This window comes from Georgenia satyanarayanai (assembly GCF_023715365.1).
Taxonomy (GTDB): domain Bacteria; phylum Actinomycetota; class Actinomycetes; order Actinomycetales; family Actinomycetaceae; genus Oceanitalea; species Oceanitalea satyanarayanai_B.
Window position 1 is genome coordinate 85223 of sequence record NZ_JAMBNZ010000007.1, and the last position, 14231, is coordinate 99453.

Annotated in this window: 13 protein-coding genes; 8 read left to right on the forward strand and 5 right to left on the reverse strand. The window is 72.4% G+C overall.

Translation table 11 applies throughout. The features are described 5' to 3' along the window. Positions 1–40 precede the first annotated feature (40 nt). The 6 genes from glpK to M3148_RS10385 all read left to right on the forward strand — a co-directional run bounded on the left by glpK (position 41) and on the right by M3148_RS10385 (position 8421). Positions 41–1555, forward strand: coding sequence for a glycerol kinase GlpK (gene glpK / locus M3148_RS10360; RefSeq protein ID WP_251304619.1), 1515 nt, complete (start codon positions 41–43; stop codon positions 1553–1555). 501 nt (positions 1556–2056) lie between these two features. After that, on the forward strand, positions 2057–3262 hold the full coding sequence (locus M3148_RS18330) for a peroxidase-related enzyme (RefSeq protein ID WP_251304620.1): 1206 nt from the start codon (positions 2057–2059) through the stop codon (positions 3260–3262). Then, complete coding sequence (locus tag M3148_RS10370; protein WP_251304621.1) at positions 3259–4344, forward strand: ABC transporter substrate-binding protein; 1086 nt, start codon at positions 3259–3261, stop codon at positions 4342–4344. Before M3148_RS18330 ends, M3148_RS10370 begins: the two co-directional genes overlap by 4 nt. Continuing rightward, a complete protein-coding gene (locus M3148_RS10375) occupies positions 4341–5453 on the forward strand; it encodes a FecCD family ABC transporter permease (RefSeq protein ID WP_251304622.1) in 1113 nt (370 codons plus the stop codon). Before M3148_RS10370 ends, M3148_RS10375 begins: the two co-directional genes overlap by 4 nt. Continuing rightward, a complete protein-coding gene (locus M3148_RS10380; RefSeq protein WP_251304623.1) occupies positions 5450–6292 on the forward strand; it encodes an ABC transporter ATP-binding protein in 843 nt (280 codons plus the stop codon). Before M3148_RS10375 ends, M3148_RS10380 begins: the two co-directional genes overlap by 4 nt. Then, on the forward strand, positions 6289–8421 hold the full coding sequence (locus tag M3148_RS10385; RefSeq protein WP_251304624.1) for an FAD/NAD(P)-binding protein: 2133 nt from the start codon (positions 6289–6291) through the stop codon (positions 8419–8421). The genes M3148_RS10380 and M3148_RS10385 overlap by 4 nt, the downstream gene beginning before the upstream one ends. A 101-nt stretch (positions 8422–8522) precedes the next feature. On the opposite strand, the gene M3148_RS10390 is transcribed toward M3148_RS10385, so the two are convergent. Both M3148_RS10390 and M3148_RS10395 read right to left on the reverse strand, forming a co-directional pair. Next, positions 8523–8927 (reverse strand): VOC family protein, encoded by a 405-nt coding sequence (locus tag M3148_RS10390; RefSeq protein ID WP_251304625.1) that lies wholly within the window; start codon positions 8925–8927, stop codon positions 8523–8525. Between the two features lie 70 nt (positions 8928–8997). Continuing rightward, positions 8998–9153 (reverse strand): hypothetical protein, encoded by a 156-nt coding sequence (locus M3148_RS10395; protein ID WP_251304626.1) that lies wholly within the window; start codon positions 9151–9153, stop codon positions 8998–9000. Here M3148_RS10395 and M3148_RS10400 point away from each other — a divergent pair. Beyond that, positions 9152–9916 (forward strand): histidine phosphatase family protein, encoded by a 765-nt coding sequence (locus tag M3148_RS10400; protein ID WP_251304627.1) that lies wholly within the window; start codon positions 9152–9154, stop codon positions 9914–9916. The two genes, M3148_RS10395 and M3148_RS10400, sit on opposite strands and share 2 nt — an antisense overlap. Beyond that, on the forward strand, positions 9913–10785 hold the full coding sequence (locus tag M3148_RS10405; protein WP_251304628.1) for an NAD(P)H-hydrate dehydratase: 873 nt from the start codon (positions 9913–9915) through the stop codon (positions 10783–10785). The genes M3148_RS10400 and M3148_RS10405 overlap by 4 nt, the downstream gene beginning before the upstream one ends. Before the next feature lie 321 nt (positions 10786–11106). On the opposite strand, the gene M3148_RS10410 is transcribed toward M3148_RS10405, so the two are convergent. From M3148_RS10410 to M3148_RS10420, 3 genes are all read right to left on the reverse strand, one after another. After that, positions 11107–12180, reverse strand: a complete 1074-nt coding sequence (locus M3148_RS10410) for a Gfo/Idh/MocA family protein (protein WP_251304629.1) — start codon at positions 12178–12180, stop codon at positions 11107–11109. Further along, positions 12180–13379, reverse strand: coding sequence for an ROK family protein (locus M3148_RS10415; protein ID WP_251304630.1), 1200 nt, complete (start codon positions 13377–13379; stop codon positions 12180–12182). The genes M3148_RS10410 and M3148_RS10415 overlap by 1 nt, the downstream gene beginning before the upstream one ends. Positions 13380–13441: 62 nt before the next feature. After that, complete coding sequence (locus tag M3148_RS10420) at positions 13442–14227, reverse strand: sugar phosphate isomerase/epimerase family protein (RefSeq protein ID WP_251304631.1); 786 nt, start codon at positions 14225–14227, stop codon at positions 13442–13444. Positions 14228–14231 lie beyond the last annotated feature (4 nt).

A 14231-nucleotide genomic window follows, 5' to 3' on the forward strand; every position in this document is an offset into this window, starting at 1 on the left:
AAGGCCAACGAACCGTCCACAGCGACGTGAAAGGAACGACATGGCTGACTACGTCCTCGCCATCGACCAGGGCACGACCAGCACCCGCGCGATCGTCTTCGACCACGCGGGCACCATCCACTCCACCGGGCAGCTGGAGCACGAGCAGATCTTCCCGCGTGCCGGCTGGGTGGAGCACGACGCCGTCGAGATCTGGCGCAACGTCCGTGAGGTGGTGAGCCTCGCGCTGTCGCGAGGTGACCTCACCCACCGCAACCTCGCCGCCGTCGGCATCACCAACCAGCGTGAGACCACCGTCGTGTGGGAGAAGAGCACGGGCAAGCCCGTCTACAACGCGATCGTCTGGCAGGACACCCGCACCCAGAAGATCGTCGACGAGCTCGCCGGGGACGAGGGCGCGGAGAAGTACAAGAGGACCGTGGGCCTGCCCCTCGCCACGTACTTCGCCGGGCCGAAGGTCAAGTGGATCCTCGACAACGTCGACGGCGCGCGGGAGAAGGCGGAGGCCGGCGAGCTGCTCTTCGGCACCACCGACTCCTGGGTGCTGTGGAACATGACCGGCGGGCCCGACGGCGGTGTCCACGTCACCGACGTCACCAACGCCTCGCGCACGATGCTCATGAACATCGACTCCCTCACGTGGAACGAGGACATCGCGGCCGACATGGGCATCCCGATGTCGATGCTCCCGGAGATCCGCTCCTCCTCCGAGGTCTACGGCAAGGGCCGCGAGGGCGGCTTCGTGCCGGGCGTGCCGATCTCCGGCATCCTCGGCGACCAGCAGGCCGCGACCTTCGGGCAGGCGGCCTTCGAGGTCGGCAGTGCGAAGAACACCTACGGCACCGGTAACTTCCTCCTCCTCAACACCGGCACCGAGCTCGTCCACAGCGAGAACGGGCTGCTGACGACGGTGGGCTACAAGATCGGTGACCAGCCGCAGGTCTACTGCCTCGAGGGCTCGATCGCCGTCACCGGTTCCCTCGTGCAGTGGCTGCGTGACAACCTCGGGATCATCAAGAGCGCCCCGGAGATCGAGAAGCTCGCGGCGTCGGTGGACGACAACGGCGGGGCGTACTTCGTCCCGGCGTTCTCCGGGCTCTTCGCCCCGTACTGGCGCTCGGACGCCCGCGGTGCGCTCGTGGGCCTGACCAGGTACGTCAACAAGGGCCACATCGCGCGGGCCGTCCTGGAGGCCACCGCCTACCAGTCCCGCGAGGTCGTCGACGCGATGAACGCCGACTCCGGCGTCGACCTCAAGGAGCTCAAGGTCGACGGCGGCATGGTCGCCAACGAGGAGCTCATGCAGTTCCAGGCCGACATCCTCGGTGTGGACGTCGTCCGCCCCAAGGTCACCGAGACCACTGCCCTCGGTGCCGCCTACGCCGCCGGCATCGCCGTCGGCTTCTGGGAGGGCGAGCAGGACGTCGTCGACAACTGGGGCGAGGACAAGCGCTGGACGCCGTCGATGGACGACGCCGAGCGCGAGCGCCTCTACCGCAACTGGAAGAAGGCCGTGACGAAGACCTTCGACTGGGTCGACGAGGACGTCGACTGACCGACGCCCACTCCGAACGGGGCCACTGCCGTCACCGCCAGTGGCCCCGTTCGTCGTTGCGGGGAGCAGTCCACGCAGCGCCGGCGGTCGAGCCCAGGCGTCCACGGACTGGGACGGGCACCGACGCGTGGTTGGATCTTCAACCCACCTGGCGTAGCGTCGCAGACGTCGGGGGCACGCACGCCGTGCCCGAACGATCGCGGCGTCCGCCGCGAGCTGGGGAGGACCACCATGACCGTGCACACGAGTGTCAGGCCGCATCTCGCGCCGAGCACCGCCGTGTGCATGTGTCTGCGCGCCGCGGCGTGCATGTGTTGTTGTCCCGCTTGAGGCGTTGATCCCGCGGGCCGCTGAGCCCGCCTCCGCCTTCTGCGCCCACCGCGGCGCTGACCTCCCGCTCCTCCCGAGGCCGTGCTGACGCGCGCCAGGCCCCGAGGAGCACGCCGGAGGTCACCCTCGCCACCGCTGCGGCACTGCCGCGTACCCAGTCCTGGAGCACCTGTGACCGCTACCGCCCACCGCCCGCCCACCGCCCGTGAGGACCTCGTCGGCGCCCTCGCCGAGCTCGATCCGGCCACCGCCGAGGCGCGCCTGGCCAAGCCGGAGGTCGTCGAGCACACCCAGCGCGCGCACGACCACCTCTTCACCGACCCCGGCCGCCTGTCCCCCGCGCTGCGCCGGGCGCTGGCCGCGCGCGTCGCCGAGCAGCACGGCGCGCCCGGGCTCGCGCAGGAGCACCACCGGCACGACCCCGTCGACCTCTCCGTCGCCACCGCCGACGAGTCCGTGGCCGCGCTCGTGCGCCACGCGGACCTCCTCTCCCTCGCCCCGGCTCTCGTCGGCCCCGACGACGTCGCCGCGCTCACCGCCGCCGGCCTCGACGCGGACGGCGTCGTCCTCCTCTCCCAGGTCGTCGCCGTCACCGCCTACCAGGCGCGCCTGGTCACCGGACTGCGCCTGCTCGCCGGCCACGACGACGACGGCGCCTTTGCCACCCCGCCGGCGAACCTGCCCGCCCGCGCCAAGTACGCCCCCGACGTCACCGCCGACGGGCTGCCCGTGCCCCACGCCTACACCCGCGAGCTCCTCGGCTGGCTGCCCTGGGTGGAGCCGATCCCCGCCGAGGAGCTGACCGAGGAGCACCGCGCCGCCTTCGCCGGCAAGAGCGACGGCGCCTACTTCCGGCTGCTCGCACGCGAGACCGGCGTGCTGGCCGCCCGCACGCAGATCGACCACGCCGTCTTCCTCACCCGCGTCGGCCTGCCGCGGGCCGAGCGTGAGCTCGCCGCCGCGGTGACGAGCAAGGTCAACGACTGCATCTTCTGCGCCTCCGTCCACGCCCGCAAGGCCGCCCAGATGAGCCGGCGCCCGGCCGACGTCGACCGTCTCCTCGCCGCCGACGTCCCCCGCGGCCCCGGCTGGGCACCGACCGACCTGTCCGCGCTGAGCGCCGGCCAGGACGAGCGGTGGGCGGCGGTCATCGACCTCGCCGCCTCGCTGGCGGCGGCACCGTCCCGGGCCACCGCCGGACAGGTCGCGCGGCTGCGGGAGCTCGGGCTGGAGCCGGTCGAGCTGGTCGACCTCGTCTCCTCGGTCGCCTTCTTCTCGTGGGCCAACCGCCTCATGCTCACGCTCGGCGGGCCGCACCTGCCCGCCGACACCCCCGTGACCAACGCACCGACCACCCCCTCCGGAGAGACCCGATGACGCGCACCACCCTCACCACCGCCGCCCTGCTCGCCTCGGCCCTCACCCTGGCGGCGTGCGGCCAGGTCGAGGTCGCGGGGTCGAGCGACTCCGGCGCCGCCACCACCGACGCGGCCGGCGAGATCACCGTCATCGACGACCAGGACCGCGAGGTGACGATCGAGGGCCCGGTCGAACGCGCCGTCGTCGCCCTCTCCTACAACAACGAGTTCGTCGAGGCGATCGGTGCGGGCGACCGCGTCGTCGGCGTCGACCGCGGCACCGTGCAGCGCGCGCCCTACCTCGGGCTCACCGAGGAGGACGTCGTCGGGGAGAGCATCGGCGAGCTCAACTACGAGGCGATCGTCGCGCTGGACCCGGACGTCGCGATCATCCCGCGCAACGGCGCCTGGCAGGAGGCCGCGGAGCGGCTGGCGGAGTTCGACATCCCGGTCGTCGTCGTCACCTCGTGGGACGTCGACGTCTTCGAGGAGACGATCGACCTCCTCGGGGCGGTCTTCGACGAGCCCGAGGGCGCCCAGGCCGTGCGTGACTTCCACGACGAGATCGTCACCGCCGTCGCCGACAGCGTCGCGGGCCTCGAGCCCGTCCCCGTCTACTGGGAGACCGACCAGCCCTACATCACCGCGCTGCCCGGCTCCGGCTTCGACCAGGTCATTACCGGCGCCGGCGGCACGAACGTCTTCGGCGACATCACCGGCGGCGACGCCCAGCACGAGATCACCGTCGACCCGGCCGCCGTCGTCGAGCGCGACCCCGCCGTCGTCGTCCACGAGCAGCCGCCGTCGGCCGAGCCCTACGCGGCCGGCGAGGTCGACGAGATCGTCGCCGGGATCCCCGCGCGGCCGGGCTGGTCCGGGATCAGCGCCGTCGAGGACGGTGAGGTGTACGTGACGAACGGGTGGGCGACGTCGGGGCTCGCCAAGGCGATCGCCACCGCCTACCTCGCCACCTGGCTGCACCCGGAGGGGACGGCGGACCTCGACCCGGCCGGCTACCTCGAGCGCTGGGCCACCGAGTTCCAGGGCGTCACGGACTACCCGGGCGAGGACGCCTACGTCGCCGTCGGGAGCGCGCAGTGACCCTCCAGGCCCCCGCACGTCCGGACGCCGCCCGCACCGCACCCACCCCCGAGGTCGCGCAGCCCGGCGGCCTGCGGCGGGTGCTGGGCAACCACCGGCTGCTCGTGCTCGTCGTGTCGGCGGTGGTGACCGTCGTCGTCGTCGCCGGCTCGACGGCGGTGGGCACCTCCGGGGTGAGCCTCGCGGACGCGATGCGCATCCTGTGGCTGCGCGTGGCCGGCGGGACGATCGAGCCGGAGTTCGCCCAGTCCTACGCGATCGTCGCCGACCTGCGCCTGCCCCGCGCGCTGCTCGCACTCGCCGCGGGCGCGGCGCTGTCGGTGGCCGGCGCCGTCATGCAGGGGCTGCTGCGCAACCCGCTCGTCAGCCCCTTCACGCTCGGTGTCTCCCCCGCGGCGGCCTTCGGCGCGTCGCTGGCGATCCTGCTGGGCGGCGGCGGGGTCGCCTCGTCCAACGCGCTCGTCATCCTCTCCGCGCTCGCCTGCGCCGGGGTGGTGACGATGCTCGTCCTCGGCCTCGCGTCCGCGCGGAAGATGGCCGTGGCGACGCTGCTGCTCCTCGGCATCGCCGTCACCCAGCTCTTCGAGGCGCTCACCGCGGGCCTGCAGTACGTCGCCAACGAGAACACCCTGCAGGCGATCGTGCGGTGGACCCTCGGCTCGGTCAACGACGCGTCGTGGACCGAGGTGCGGGTCATGGGCGCCGTCGTCGTCGTGCTCCTGCCGCTGCTCCTGTGGTTCGCCAAGGACGTGAACGCCATCGCCTTCACCGGCGACGACGCCGCCCGCTCCCTCGGCGTCAACGTCACCGTGGTCCGGGTGGGGCTCATCCTCGTGTCGGTGCTGCTCGCGTCCGTCGCGGTGTCGCTGTGCGGGGTCATCGGCTTCGTCGGGCTCGTGGGGCCGCACATCGCACGGCTCATCATCGGCGCCAACCACCAGTACCTGCTGCCGATGTCGGCACTGTCGGGCGGCGTGCTGCTCGTCGCGGCGGACACGATCGGCCGCACCGTCGTCGCGCCGTCGGTCGTGCCGGTGGGCATCGTCGTCGCGATGCTCGGCGCGCCCGTCTTCATCTACCTCATCATGACGCGAAGGGCCTCGACGTGACTGCAGTCCAGGAACGGGTGACGACGGCGGGAGCGGTCACCGCGGCGGCGGCACCACCCGCGGCGCTGAGCATCCGCGACGTCGAGTTCGCCTACGGCAAGCACCAGGTGCTGCGCGGCATCGACCTCGACGTCGCGGCGGGGACCCTGTGTGCGCTGCTCGGGCCCAACGGCTCGGGCAAGTCGACGCTGACGAAGATTCTCGCCGGCGTGCTGCGCACCCGGCAGGGCGCGGTGCGCCTCGGGGACCGCGACCTGCTGTCGATGAAGCCGCGCGAACGCGCCAAGATCGTGGCCTACGTGCCGCAGTCGAGCGAGGTGCCCTTCGAGCTGACCGTCCGCGAGGCGGTGACGCTCGGGCGCACGCCGCACATGGGGATGCGGCCGAGCGCCGAGGACGTCGCGGTGGTCGAGGACGCGATCGAGCGCCTCGGGCTGGCCGAGCTCGCCGAGCGGCGGCTGTCGGACATGTCCGGCGGGCAGGCCCAGCGCGTGCTCATCGCCCGGGCCCTGGCGCAGCGGCCGCGGGTCCTCCTCCTCGACGAGCCTACCTCCGCGCTCGACCTGCGCTACCAGGTGGAGACGCTGCAGATCGTGCGCCAGGTGGCACGCGAGGAGGGGGTCGCGGCGCTCATCGCGATCCACGACCTCAACCACGCGGCGACCTTCTGCCAGCAGGTCGTGCTCCTCAGCGGCGGGCGGCTCGTGGCGGACGGGCCCGCGCCGGAGGCCTACGACGCCGCGCTCCTCGGTGAGGTCTACGGCCTGCCCGTCGAGGTCCTCCACGACGCCGGCCAGACCCAGGTCCGCCCGGTGCTCACCAAGGAGTCCCTCGCATGACCCGTCCCACCCCCACCCCCACCCCCCACCGCGCCGACAGCCGGATTCCGCCAACCGCCCTCCTCCCCGCCGACGGCTCACTTATTACCGGCACCTCCCACCCCGCCCGTCCCCTCCCCGCCGACAGCCGGATTCCGCCCACCACCCCCCACCCCGCCGACGGCTCACTTGTGACCGACAGCGCACCGCACGCCGTCGTCATCGTGGGCGGTGGTCCGCGCGCGGTCTCCGTCGTCGAGCGCCTCACGGCCCGCGGGACGCCGGAGCGGCCGGTGCGAGTCGTCGTCGTCGACCGCTTCGAGGTCGGTGCCGGCGCGACCTGGCGCACCGACCAGAGCCCGCAGCTCCTCAACAACACCTACAGCGCGCACACGACCATCTACCCCGACGACTCCACCCCGATGTCCGGGCCGGTGACGCCCGGGCCGGACCTCGTGCAGTGGGCGCGCGACGTCATCGCCGGCGTCCCGCGCCCGACGGCGCCCGCGTCCGCCGGCTGGAGCGCAGGGCCCCGCCCCTACTGGGTGGCCGAGGAAGCAGCGGCCGTCCAGCCGTGGTCCTATCCGACGCGGCGTCTGCAGGGCGTGTACTTCCGCGAGCAGCTCGAGGCGATCCTGGCTCGCGGCGGCGTGGAGCTGACCGCGGTGGAGGGCACCGTCGTCGAGATCGAGCCAGTACCACGTGAGCTGTCGGCGGGGGGTGGGGGTCGGCGGGTGGTGCGGCTGGCCGACGGGCGGGCGTTCACCGCCGCGGCGGTCGTGCTGGCGCAGGGGATGGTCCAGGCGCAGCGGTCGCGCGAGACTGCGGAGCGTGTCGCCGCCGCGGAGGACCACGGGCTCGTCTACGTCGAGCCGGGCATGCCGGCCGAGCGGGACTGGGACGTCGTCCCGGCGGGCGAGGACGTCGTCGTCGCAGGGCTCGGGGCGAACTTCTTCGACGTCGTCGCCGTCCTCACCGCCGGCCGCGGCGGCCGCTTCGTCCCCGGCGACTCCCCCTTCGACCTCACCTACCTGCCCTCCGGGCGCGAGCCTCGTCTGCTCGTCGGCTCGCGTCGCGGCCTGCCGTACCGCTCGAAGTCCTGGTACGGCGGCTTCCCGCCGCGCTACACCCCGCGCCTGGCCACCCGCGAGTGGTTCACGGCTGCCGCGACGATCCCCGACCAGGACTTCACCCGCGACGTCTGGCCCCAGCTCGCCCGCGAGCTCGTCGTCGCCCACCTCCTCACACTCCTGCGCCACCACCCGGGCACCGTCCCGTCGATCTCCGACGACGACGGCGAGCTCCCCCCGGCCCTGCTCGCTCGCATCGCGGGCACGGACCTCGCGGACCTCGATGAACTGGTCCGCGATGTCGTCGTCGACGACGAGCGGTGGCTGGTCGTCACGCGGCTCGACCGGCCGGGCGTGCGCCGCCCCTCTCTCGAGGAGTGGAACGCGTGGACGCGCCGGTGGGTCGCCGCGGAGCACGAGTCGATCACCCGGCCGCTCGCCAGCCCGCGCGCGGAGGTCAACCGGGCGATGGCGCTGCTGCGCGGGCAGGTCGCCGGGCTCGTGCGCGCCGGGGCCATCCACCCGGCGTCGGCCGTCCGCGACGTCAACGGCTGGTTCGGCGCGCTCGGCCTCGCGCTCGCGTCCGGCCCGCCGCCGGAGCGCACCGCTCAGCTGCTCGCGCTCGTGCGGGGCGGTGTCGTCGAGCTCCTCGGTGAGGGGCTGTCCGTCACGGTGGAGCGCGGCCGCTTCGTCGCCCGTTCCCAGGTGATCGGGCGCGAGCACCGGGTGCGGGCCTTCGTCGAGACGCGTATGTCCAAGGGCCACGCCGACGTCACCGACGACCCCCTCCTGCGCTCCCTGCTCGACTCCGGCCGTGCCCGCCTCCACGCGCGCAGCGGCCCGGACGGCACGGTGTCCGCCACGCGGACCCTCGACGTGACGCCCGAGGAGTTCCACCTCCTCGACGCAGCCGGCCGGCCCGACCCGCGCGTCGTCGTCATCGGCATCCCGGCCGGCGACGTCCAGCCCGGCTCGGCGATCGGCGCGACGCCGGGTATCCCCTCGCCGCTCGTCGCCGGGGCGGACCGGGCGGCCGCGCAGGTCCTCGCCCTCACCCGGGAGGCCCTGCCCGTGGCCTGACCGTCAGGATCCCGCCACAAAGGGCCCCGGCACGCCGAGTGGGCCGCGGGCGAGCGCGGCATGGCGCGGCCTCCCGGTCGCGGTTGTGGCGCGATCCCGCGCTACAGGTCCCGCGGGCTGAGGACGCAGAACTCGTTGCCCTCGGGGTCGGCGAGCACCACCCAGGTGACCTCCGGTCCCTGCCCCACGTCCACGCGCCGGGCGCCGAGGTCGAGCAGCCGCTGCACCTCGACGTCTTGGTCGTCGTCGGCCTCCGGCGCGAGGTCGATGTGGAGACGGTTCTTCACCGTCTTGCCCTCGGGCACGGGGACGAAGACCAGCCCCTGACCGCGCTCACGCGCCGAGACTCGCTCGGCGAACCCGTCCTCGAACATGTGCGGCGGGATGATGACGACCTCGTCGTCGGCCTCGTACGCGGTGCGCCACCCGAGCACCTGCGCCCACCACGCCGCGAGCGCCCGCGGGTCCCGGCAGCCAACGACGACGCTGTACCAGCGGACGGCCATGAGTGTCCTCCTCGAGGTCTGGGACCCGGCAGTCTGCCACCGTGCGCCCGTCACCGGAAGGGCCGGTCGGTCAGGCCACCACCCGCTCCCCCGTCACCGTGGCCGCGAGCGCCGCGGCATCTTCGGGCGCCAGGTCCACTCCGATGTAGCCCTGCCCCCCTCGAGGCTCACTTCTCGCCCACCACCGCGAGCGGGCGACGGGCCGCTCGGTTACGTTGCCGCCCATGGGTGCTACCGAGCTGATACTCGTCCGCCACGGGGAGAGCCTGGGGAACGTCGCCGCTGCGCAGGCCCGGCAGTCAGGGGCCGAGGTCATCGACGTCCCGGCCAGGGACGCCGACGTCGAGCTCTCGCCCACCGGCGTCGAGCAGGCCCGCGCGCTGGGCCGGTGGCTCGCCGAGGTCCCCGCCGCGGACCGCCCGGACGCCGTGTGGTCCTCCCCGTTCCGCCGGGCCCACGAGACGGCGCGCACCGCGCTCGACGTCGCCGGCCTCGACGTGCCCGTGCGACTGGACGAGCGGCTGCGCGACCGGGACCTCGGCATCACCGACACCCTCACCACCGCCGGCATCCGGCGGCGGTACCCGGAGGAGGCCGAGCGCCGCGAGTGGCACGGGAAGTTCTACTACCGCCCCTCGGGCGGGGAGTCGTGGGCCGACATCGCCCTGCGCGTGCGCTCGCTCCTCGCCGACCTCGAGCGCCAGCGCCGCCACCGTCGCGTCCTCGTCACCTGCCACGACGCCGTGCTCCTCGTCTTCCGCTACGTCTGCGAGGAGATGGACGAGGCGAGCATCCTCGAGATCAGCCGCACCCAGTCGGTGCGCAACGCCGCGGTCACCCGCCTCGTCCGCGAGGAGGACGCGGACGGCTGGACGCTCGCCGAGTTCAACTCCGCCGACCACCTCCGCGACCGGGGCGTCCCGGTGACCACCCAGCACTCGCCGTCGGACGAGCAGGCCGTGGAGCACGAGGCGGGCGAGGTCCGGTGACGGACCGGCCAGACCTCACGCCCGACGTCCTGCGCGGGTGGCCGCTGCCCGAGCCCGGGCACGGCAAGTACGCTCGCGGCGCGGTCGTCGTCGTCGGCGGCTCGGCGGGCGCCCCCGGCGCCGTCCTGCTGTCCGGGCTCGCGGCCCTGCGCGTGGGGGCCGGCAAGCTCTCGGTCGCCGTCGCCGCCTCGGTGGCGCCGGCCCTCGCCGTCGCGGTCCCGGAGGCGGGGGTGACGGCGCTCGAGGAGGACGACGGCGGGACGCTCACCGGCAGCGGGCTCGAGCCGCTGGAGCGCAAGCTCGCCCGCGCGTCCGCCGTCCTCGTCGGCCCGGGCCTCAGCGACCCCGGCAGCACGGTCAGCCTGCTCACCGGGGTGCTCGAGCGCGTGGACGACGACGTCCCGCTCGTCCTGGACGCCTTCGCCGTCGGGGTCCTGCCGCGCCTGGAGGGCCTCGCCCGGTCCCTGCACGGCCGGCTCGTCCTCACGCCCAACGCCGACGAGATCGCCCACCTCCTCGACGTCGACGACGTCCTCGCCGACGACCTCCCCGGCGCCGTCCGCACCGTCGCCGAGCGCTACGGCGCCGCGGTGTCCTGCGACGACGTCGTCGCCGCCGACGGGCGGCTGTGGCGCAAGGTCGCCGGCAACCGGGGCCTGGGCACCTCGGGCAGCGGCGACGTCCTCGCCGGCGCCATCACCGGCCTGCTCGCCCGCGGCGCCGACCCGGGGCAGGCCGCCGCCTGGGGCACCCACCTCCACTCCACGGCCGGTGACCGCCTGGCCGGGACGGTGGGCGGGATCGGCTACCTCGCCCGCGAGCTCCTCGACGTCCTGCCCGCCGTCCTCGAGGAGCTCGGCGGCACCTGACCGGCCCCACAGACGCCGAGGCTTAGGCAAGAACGCCTGCACCACAGCAGTGAGAGGGTGTGACGAGGCCTTTCAGCTGGGTCGACGAAGACGTCGACTGATGGTGACCGGGGCCTACAGCTGGTCCGCGGCGGCGGCACTGGTTGAAGCGCACCACGCGGTTCACCGCGACGTTGACTGCCGCCAGGAAGGGTAGAGGGCACCGCGCCGACGCGTTGATCGACCACGCGCCGACCTCCGCGACCTCATCTCACCTGGAGCTTTGGAACGCCTACTCACCGACAGCCTTGCGATGACGCCCTGACACAGCCCGGAGACCGGTCAAGGGGCCGTGGCGGACCTCTCTCCGGCCTCCCCGGGGTCGTCGGCCGTGGCCACGGCATCCGGCAGCCATCCGGGCAACTTCGAGGGCACCACCGTCATCCCGGTGTTCAAGCTCTCTTCGACCGCCACGAGAGTCGCAGTCACGGCCATACCCGTTCGCAAACCGGAAGCACCGAAGGCACCGCGTACCAGTGAGTCGAGGAACGACTGCATCATCCACACCGGTGCGCCGACGAGCTGGCCACCGACCGGACCGCCAAGCGGCGCCTGCCGGCGCAGCTCGTCCGCGAGCACGGTAAGACCCTGGTCGATGACGTCCGCCCGGACCGCTCCGGTGGCTCCGTTGAAGGCGTAGGTGAACTCCACCATGCCCGGCGTCGATGCGGGCAGCACCCAGGATGAGGTCAGTGTCGCCGAACTGCCGTTCTCGAAGGTGAGCAGCGCCTGTACCGCGTCCCACGTATCTGTCCCCTGGGCGCGGAGAATTCCGCGGGACCCGACGGCACGGACCGACGTCACAGAGGAGCGCGCGAACCACGTCACCAGGTCGACCGTGTGCGGCATCAGAAACCACACCGGTGATGACCGCCCCGCCCAGGAAAGCATCTCGAGCGGTACGTACTGAGTGTTGGACAACTCGGCCTGCTGCCAGACCGGGCGACCCAACTCACCGGCGTCTATTGCCTCACGAATTCTCACCAGGTGCGGGTTCCACCGGTTCTCGAATCCGACGGTGACTGGCACGGCATTGCGCACGATAGCCTCCGCCATCGCCTCGCTGTCCTGCGTCGTGGTCGCGAAGGGCTTCTCCACAAGCATCGGCAAGCCCGCGTTCGCTACCGCGATGACGGGGTCCCGGTGCGCGTAGTCGGGCGTCGCGACGACGACGCCATCAAGCGCGCTCTGCCGGAGCAGCTGGGTGTGGTCGTTGTAGAAGGGCGTCTCACCTATCCACTCTGGGCGCACATGTGGGTCGGCGACCCCCGCGACCATCGCATGAGGGCTGGCCCGGACCACCTCGGCGAAGAGCCTCCCGCGGATGCCCGCGCCGATGATTCCGATCCTCTTCATCAAACCTCCTTATCCATGCGCCCACCGGCGACGGCGGTACCTGCCTCCGTCAGCCGGGCACCGATTGCTGCGCTCGGGTCGCGAAACAGGCTGCTGAATGCGTCGTAGGCGGCGCCTCGCAGAACACCGTCGTCGAGCTCGGCGGGCACCACGCTGACGCGCTCTGCGGTGGCGACGACCGACTGGGCCAGGACTTCCTCCAGGCGAACGCCTGCGAGACGAGGAAGTTCTGCGAGAAGACCGGCGAGGACGACGCGGTCGGGCCCTAGCGCATTGACAAGGCTGACGAGACCCGTGGTGAAAGGCACGACAATCTCCTTTGTCAGCGCTCGGAGGGCGTTGTCGTCTAGCCCTGCGGCGACGGCCGCGCTCACGTCTGCCGGGGTCGCGCCCCGTCCCAATCCCAGTGCCCGGACGAAGGCACGGCCGTCCGCATACATCTCCAGGCAGCCAGCAGCTCCGCATACACACCTCGGACCACGGGGATCAACGATGACGTGCCCTGCTTGCAGCGAGTGGTTGGCGGGTTGCTGACCGCTCGACAGGCCAACGATCGCCCCGCCGAGTCCGACGGCTTCAGCGATGAGAAGCAGCATCCGGTCGGCCGAGGCCCCGGCGCCGAGATGGAACTCCGCAAGTGCCGCGAGCAGGGCGTCTTGCCCGACCGTGACATACATGTCCTGCAGCTCGCGCTCCAAAATGTCGCGTACATGCACGTTCCGCCAATTCAGCGGCAGGACGAGGGTGGCGACGCCCGTCGCGCGGTTGATCATTCCCGGTATCGAGACCCCGACGCCGACGCACCGAGGGCCGACCGTCTCCACGCGCTGCCTTAGGTGCGCAGCGACGGCTACCACTGACTCTTCGGGCGCCATGGAGGGGACGTCGAGGGCAACGATCTTGCGGTCATCGAGCGTCCCGTCGAGATGGTGAGTGGCGATCACCGTTTCATGCGTCCCGACCTCACAGGCGACGACGGCCGCACCATCTGCGCGGAGAGTGAGCATGGAGGACGGCCGGCCACGGCCGTTGGCAAGTGGCAGGTCGGCGCGGATGAGACCGAGCCGTAGCAGCTCCTCGACCGCTGTGCCGGCCGCGCTGCGCGACACGGCTGCGCGCGCCGTCGCTTCTGCGCGCGACATTGCGCCGCCGTCCACCAACTCTCTCAGTAGACGTCCTGCCGCCCCTGTCGTGCTCATCGCTGTTCCCCTCATGCCTTCCCGCCGCTCTCCACGTCCGCGCGGCGTGTGTACGGACGCTCTCAGAGGAGCCCAACGGCTGCTAGGTGGTTGCGTGACACGGCCATCGCGTCGTCGACGACGGCGAGCGGCGGCCAGGGCTCACCGTGGAACTCGAGCTCGACCGACATTGCCGGCGTCGCTCCGCGCTCACCGAGGAGCTGGCCCAGCGTGGCGAAGTCAACGTGTCCGCCGCCGAGCGCCGGGAACGCCCAGTCCTTCGTCCCACCGAGCTTGTCCTTGAGGTGGAAATGGCGGACACGGTCGACGACGCCCGGGAGGTCGTCGGTCATCGCCACGCCACCGTAGAACTCGACGTTCCCCGTGTCGTAGTTGATGCCGCCCGCCGTCTCACCGAGTTGGTCGAGCACGGCAGCCACCTCGGCGCCGGTGCGCGCCAACGGCCCGTGCACCTCGATGTTGAAAGAGACGCCCGCCGCGTCGGCTCGCCGCACGAGCTCCGCCACGTTGGTGTGCCACTCGTTGCTACCCTCGGGAGCCTCACCGAGCGCGCAGTTGAGGTGCTGAAGCCCGAACCTGCCGGCCCAGTCCACGAGCTCCCGAGCCGCTGCCACGCTCTGCTCGTCGCCAGGTTCGAGGTGCATGCTCATCGCGACGCAGTCGAGGCCGGCGTCCTCCAAGACTCCCCGGATACGCGCGGGGTCGTCGGTCGGCTTGACGAAGTCCGCCCAGTCCGGGACGGCCGTGAGTTCGGCGTAGGTGAATCCAGCGCGCGCAATACCGCGAAGCGCCTCCTCAAAGGTATAGGTGTGGTAGCTGTTCGTGTGGCCGGCGATGATCAGGTTCATGAAT

Bases quoted from the DNA above. Each gene is read 5' to 3' on its own strand.
- M3148_RS10370 (WP_251304621.1), top strand. From the start codon at position 3,259: ATGACGCGCACCACCCTCACCACCGCCGCCCTGCTCGCCTCGGCCCTC.
- glpK (WP_251304619.1), top strand. From the start codon at position 41: ATGGCTGACTACGTCCTCGCCATCGACCAGGGCACGACCAGCACCCGC.
- M3148_RS10385 (WP_251304624.1), top strand. From the start codon at position 6,289: ATGACCCGTCCCACCCCCACCCCCACCCCCCACCGCGCCGACAGCCGG.
- M3148_RS10395 (WP_251304626.1), bottom strand. From the start codon at position 9,153: ATGGGCGGCAACGTAACCGAGCGGCCCGTCGCCCGCTCGCGGTGGTGG.
- M3148_RS10410 (WP_251304629.1), bottom strand. From the start codon at position 12,180: ATGAAGAGGATCGGAATCATCGGCGCGGGCATCCGCGGGAGGCTCTTC.
- M3148_RS10400 (WP_251304627.1), top strand. From the start codon at position 9,152: ATGGGTGCTACCGAGCTGATACTCGTCCGCCACGGGGAGAGCCTGGGG.
- M3148_RS10390 (WP_251304625.1), bottom strand. From the start codon at position 8,927: ATGGCCGTCCGCTGGTACAGCGTCGTCGTTGGCTGCCGGGACCCGCGG.
- M3148_RS10415 (WP_251304630.1), bottom strand. From the start codon at position 13,379: ATGAGCACGACAGGGGCGGCAGGACGTCTACTGAGAGAGTTGGTGGAC.
- M3148_RS10420 (WP_251304631.1), bottom strand. From the start codon at position 14,227: ATGAACCTGATCATCGCCGGCCACACGAACAGCTACCACACCTATACC.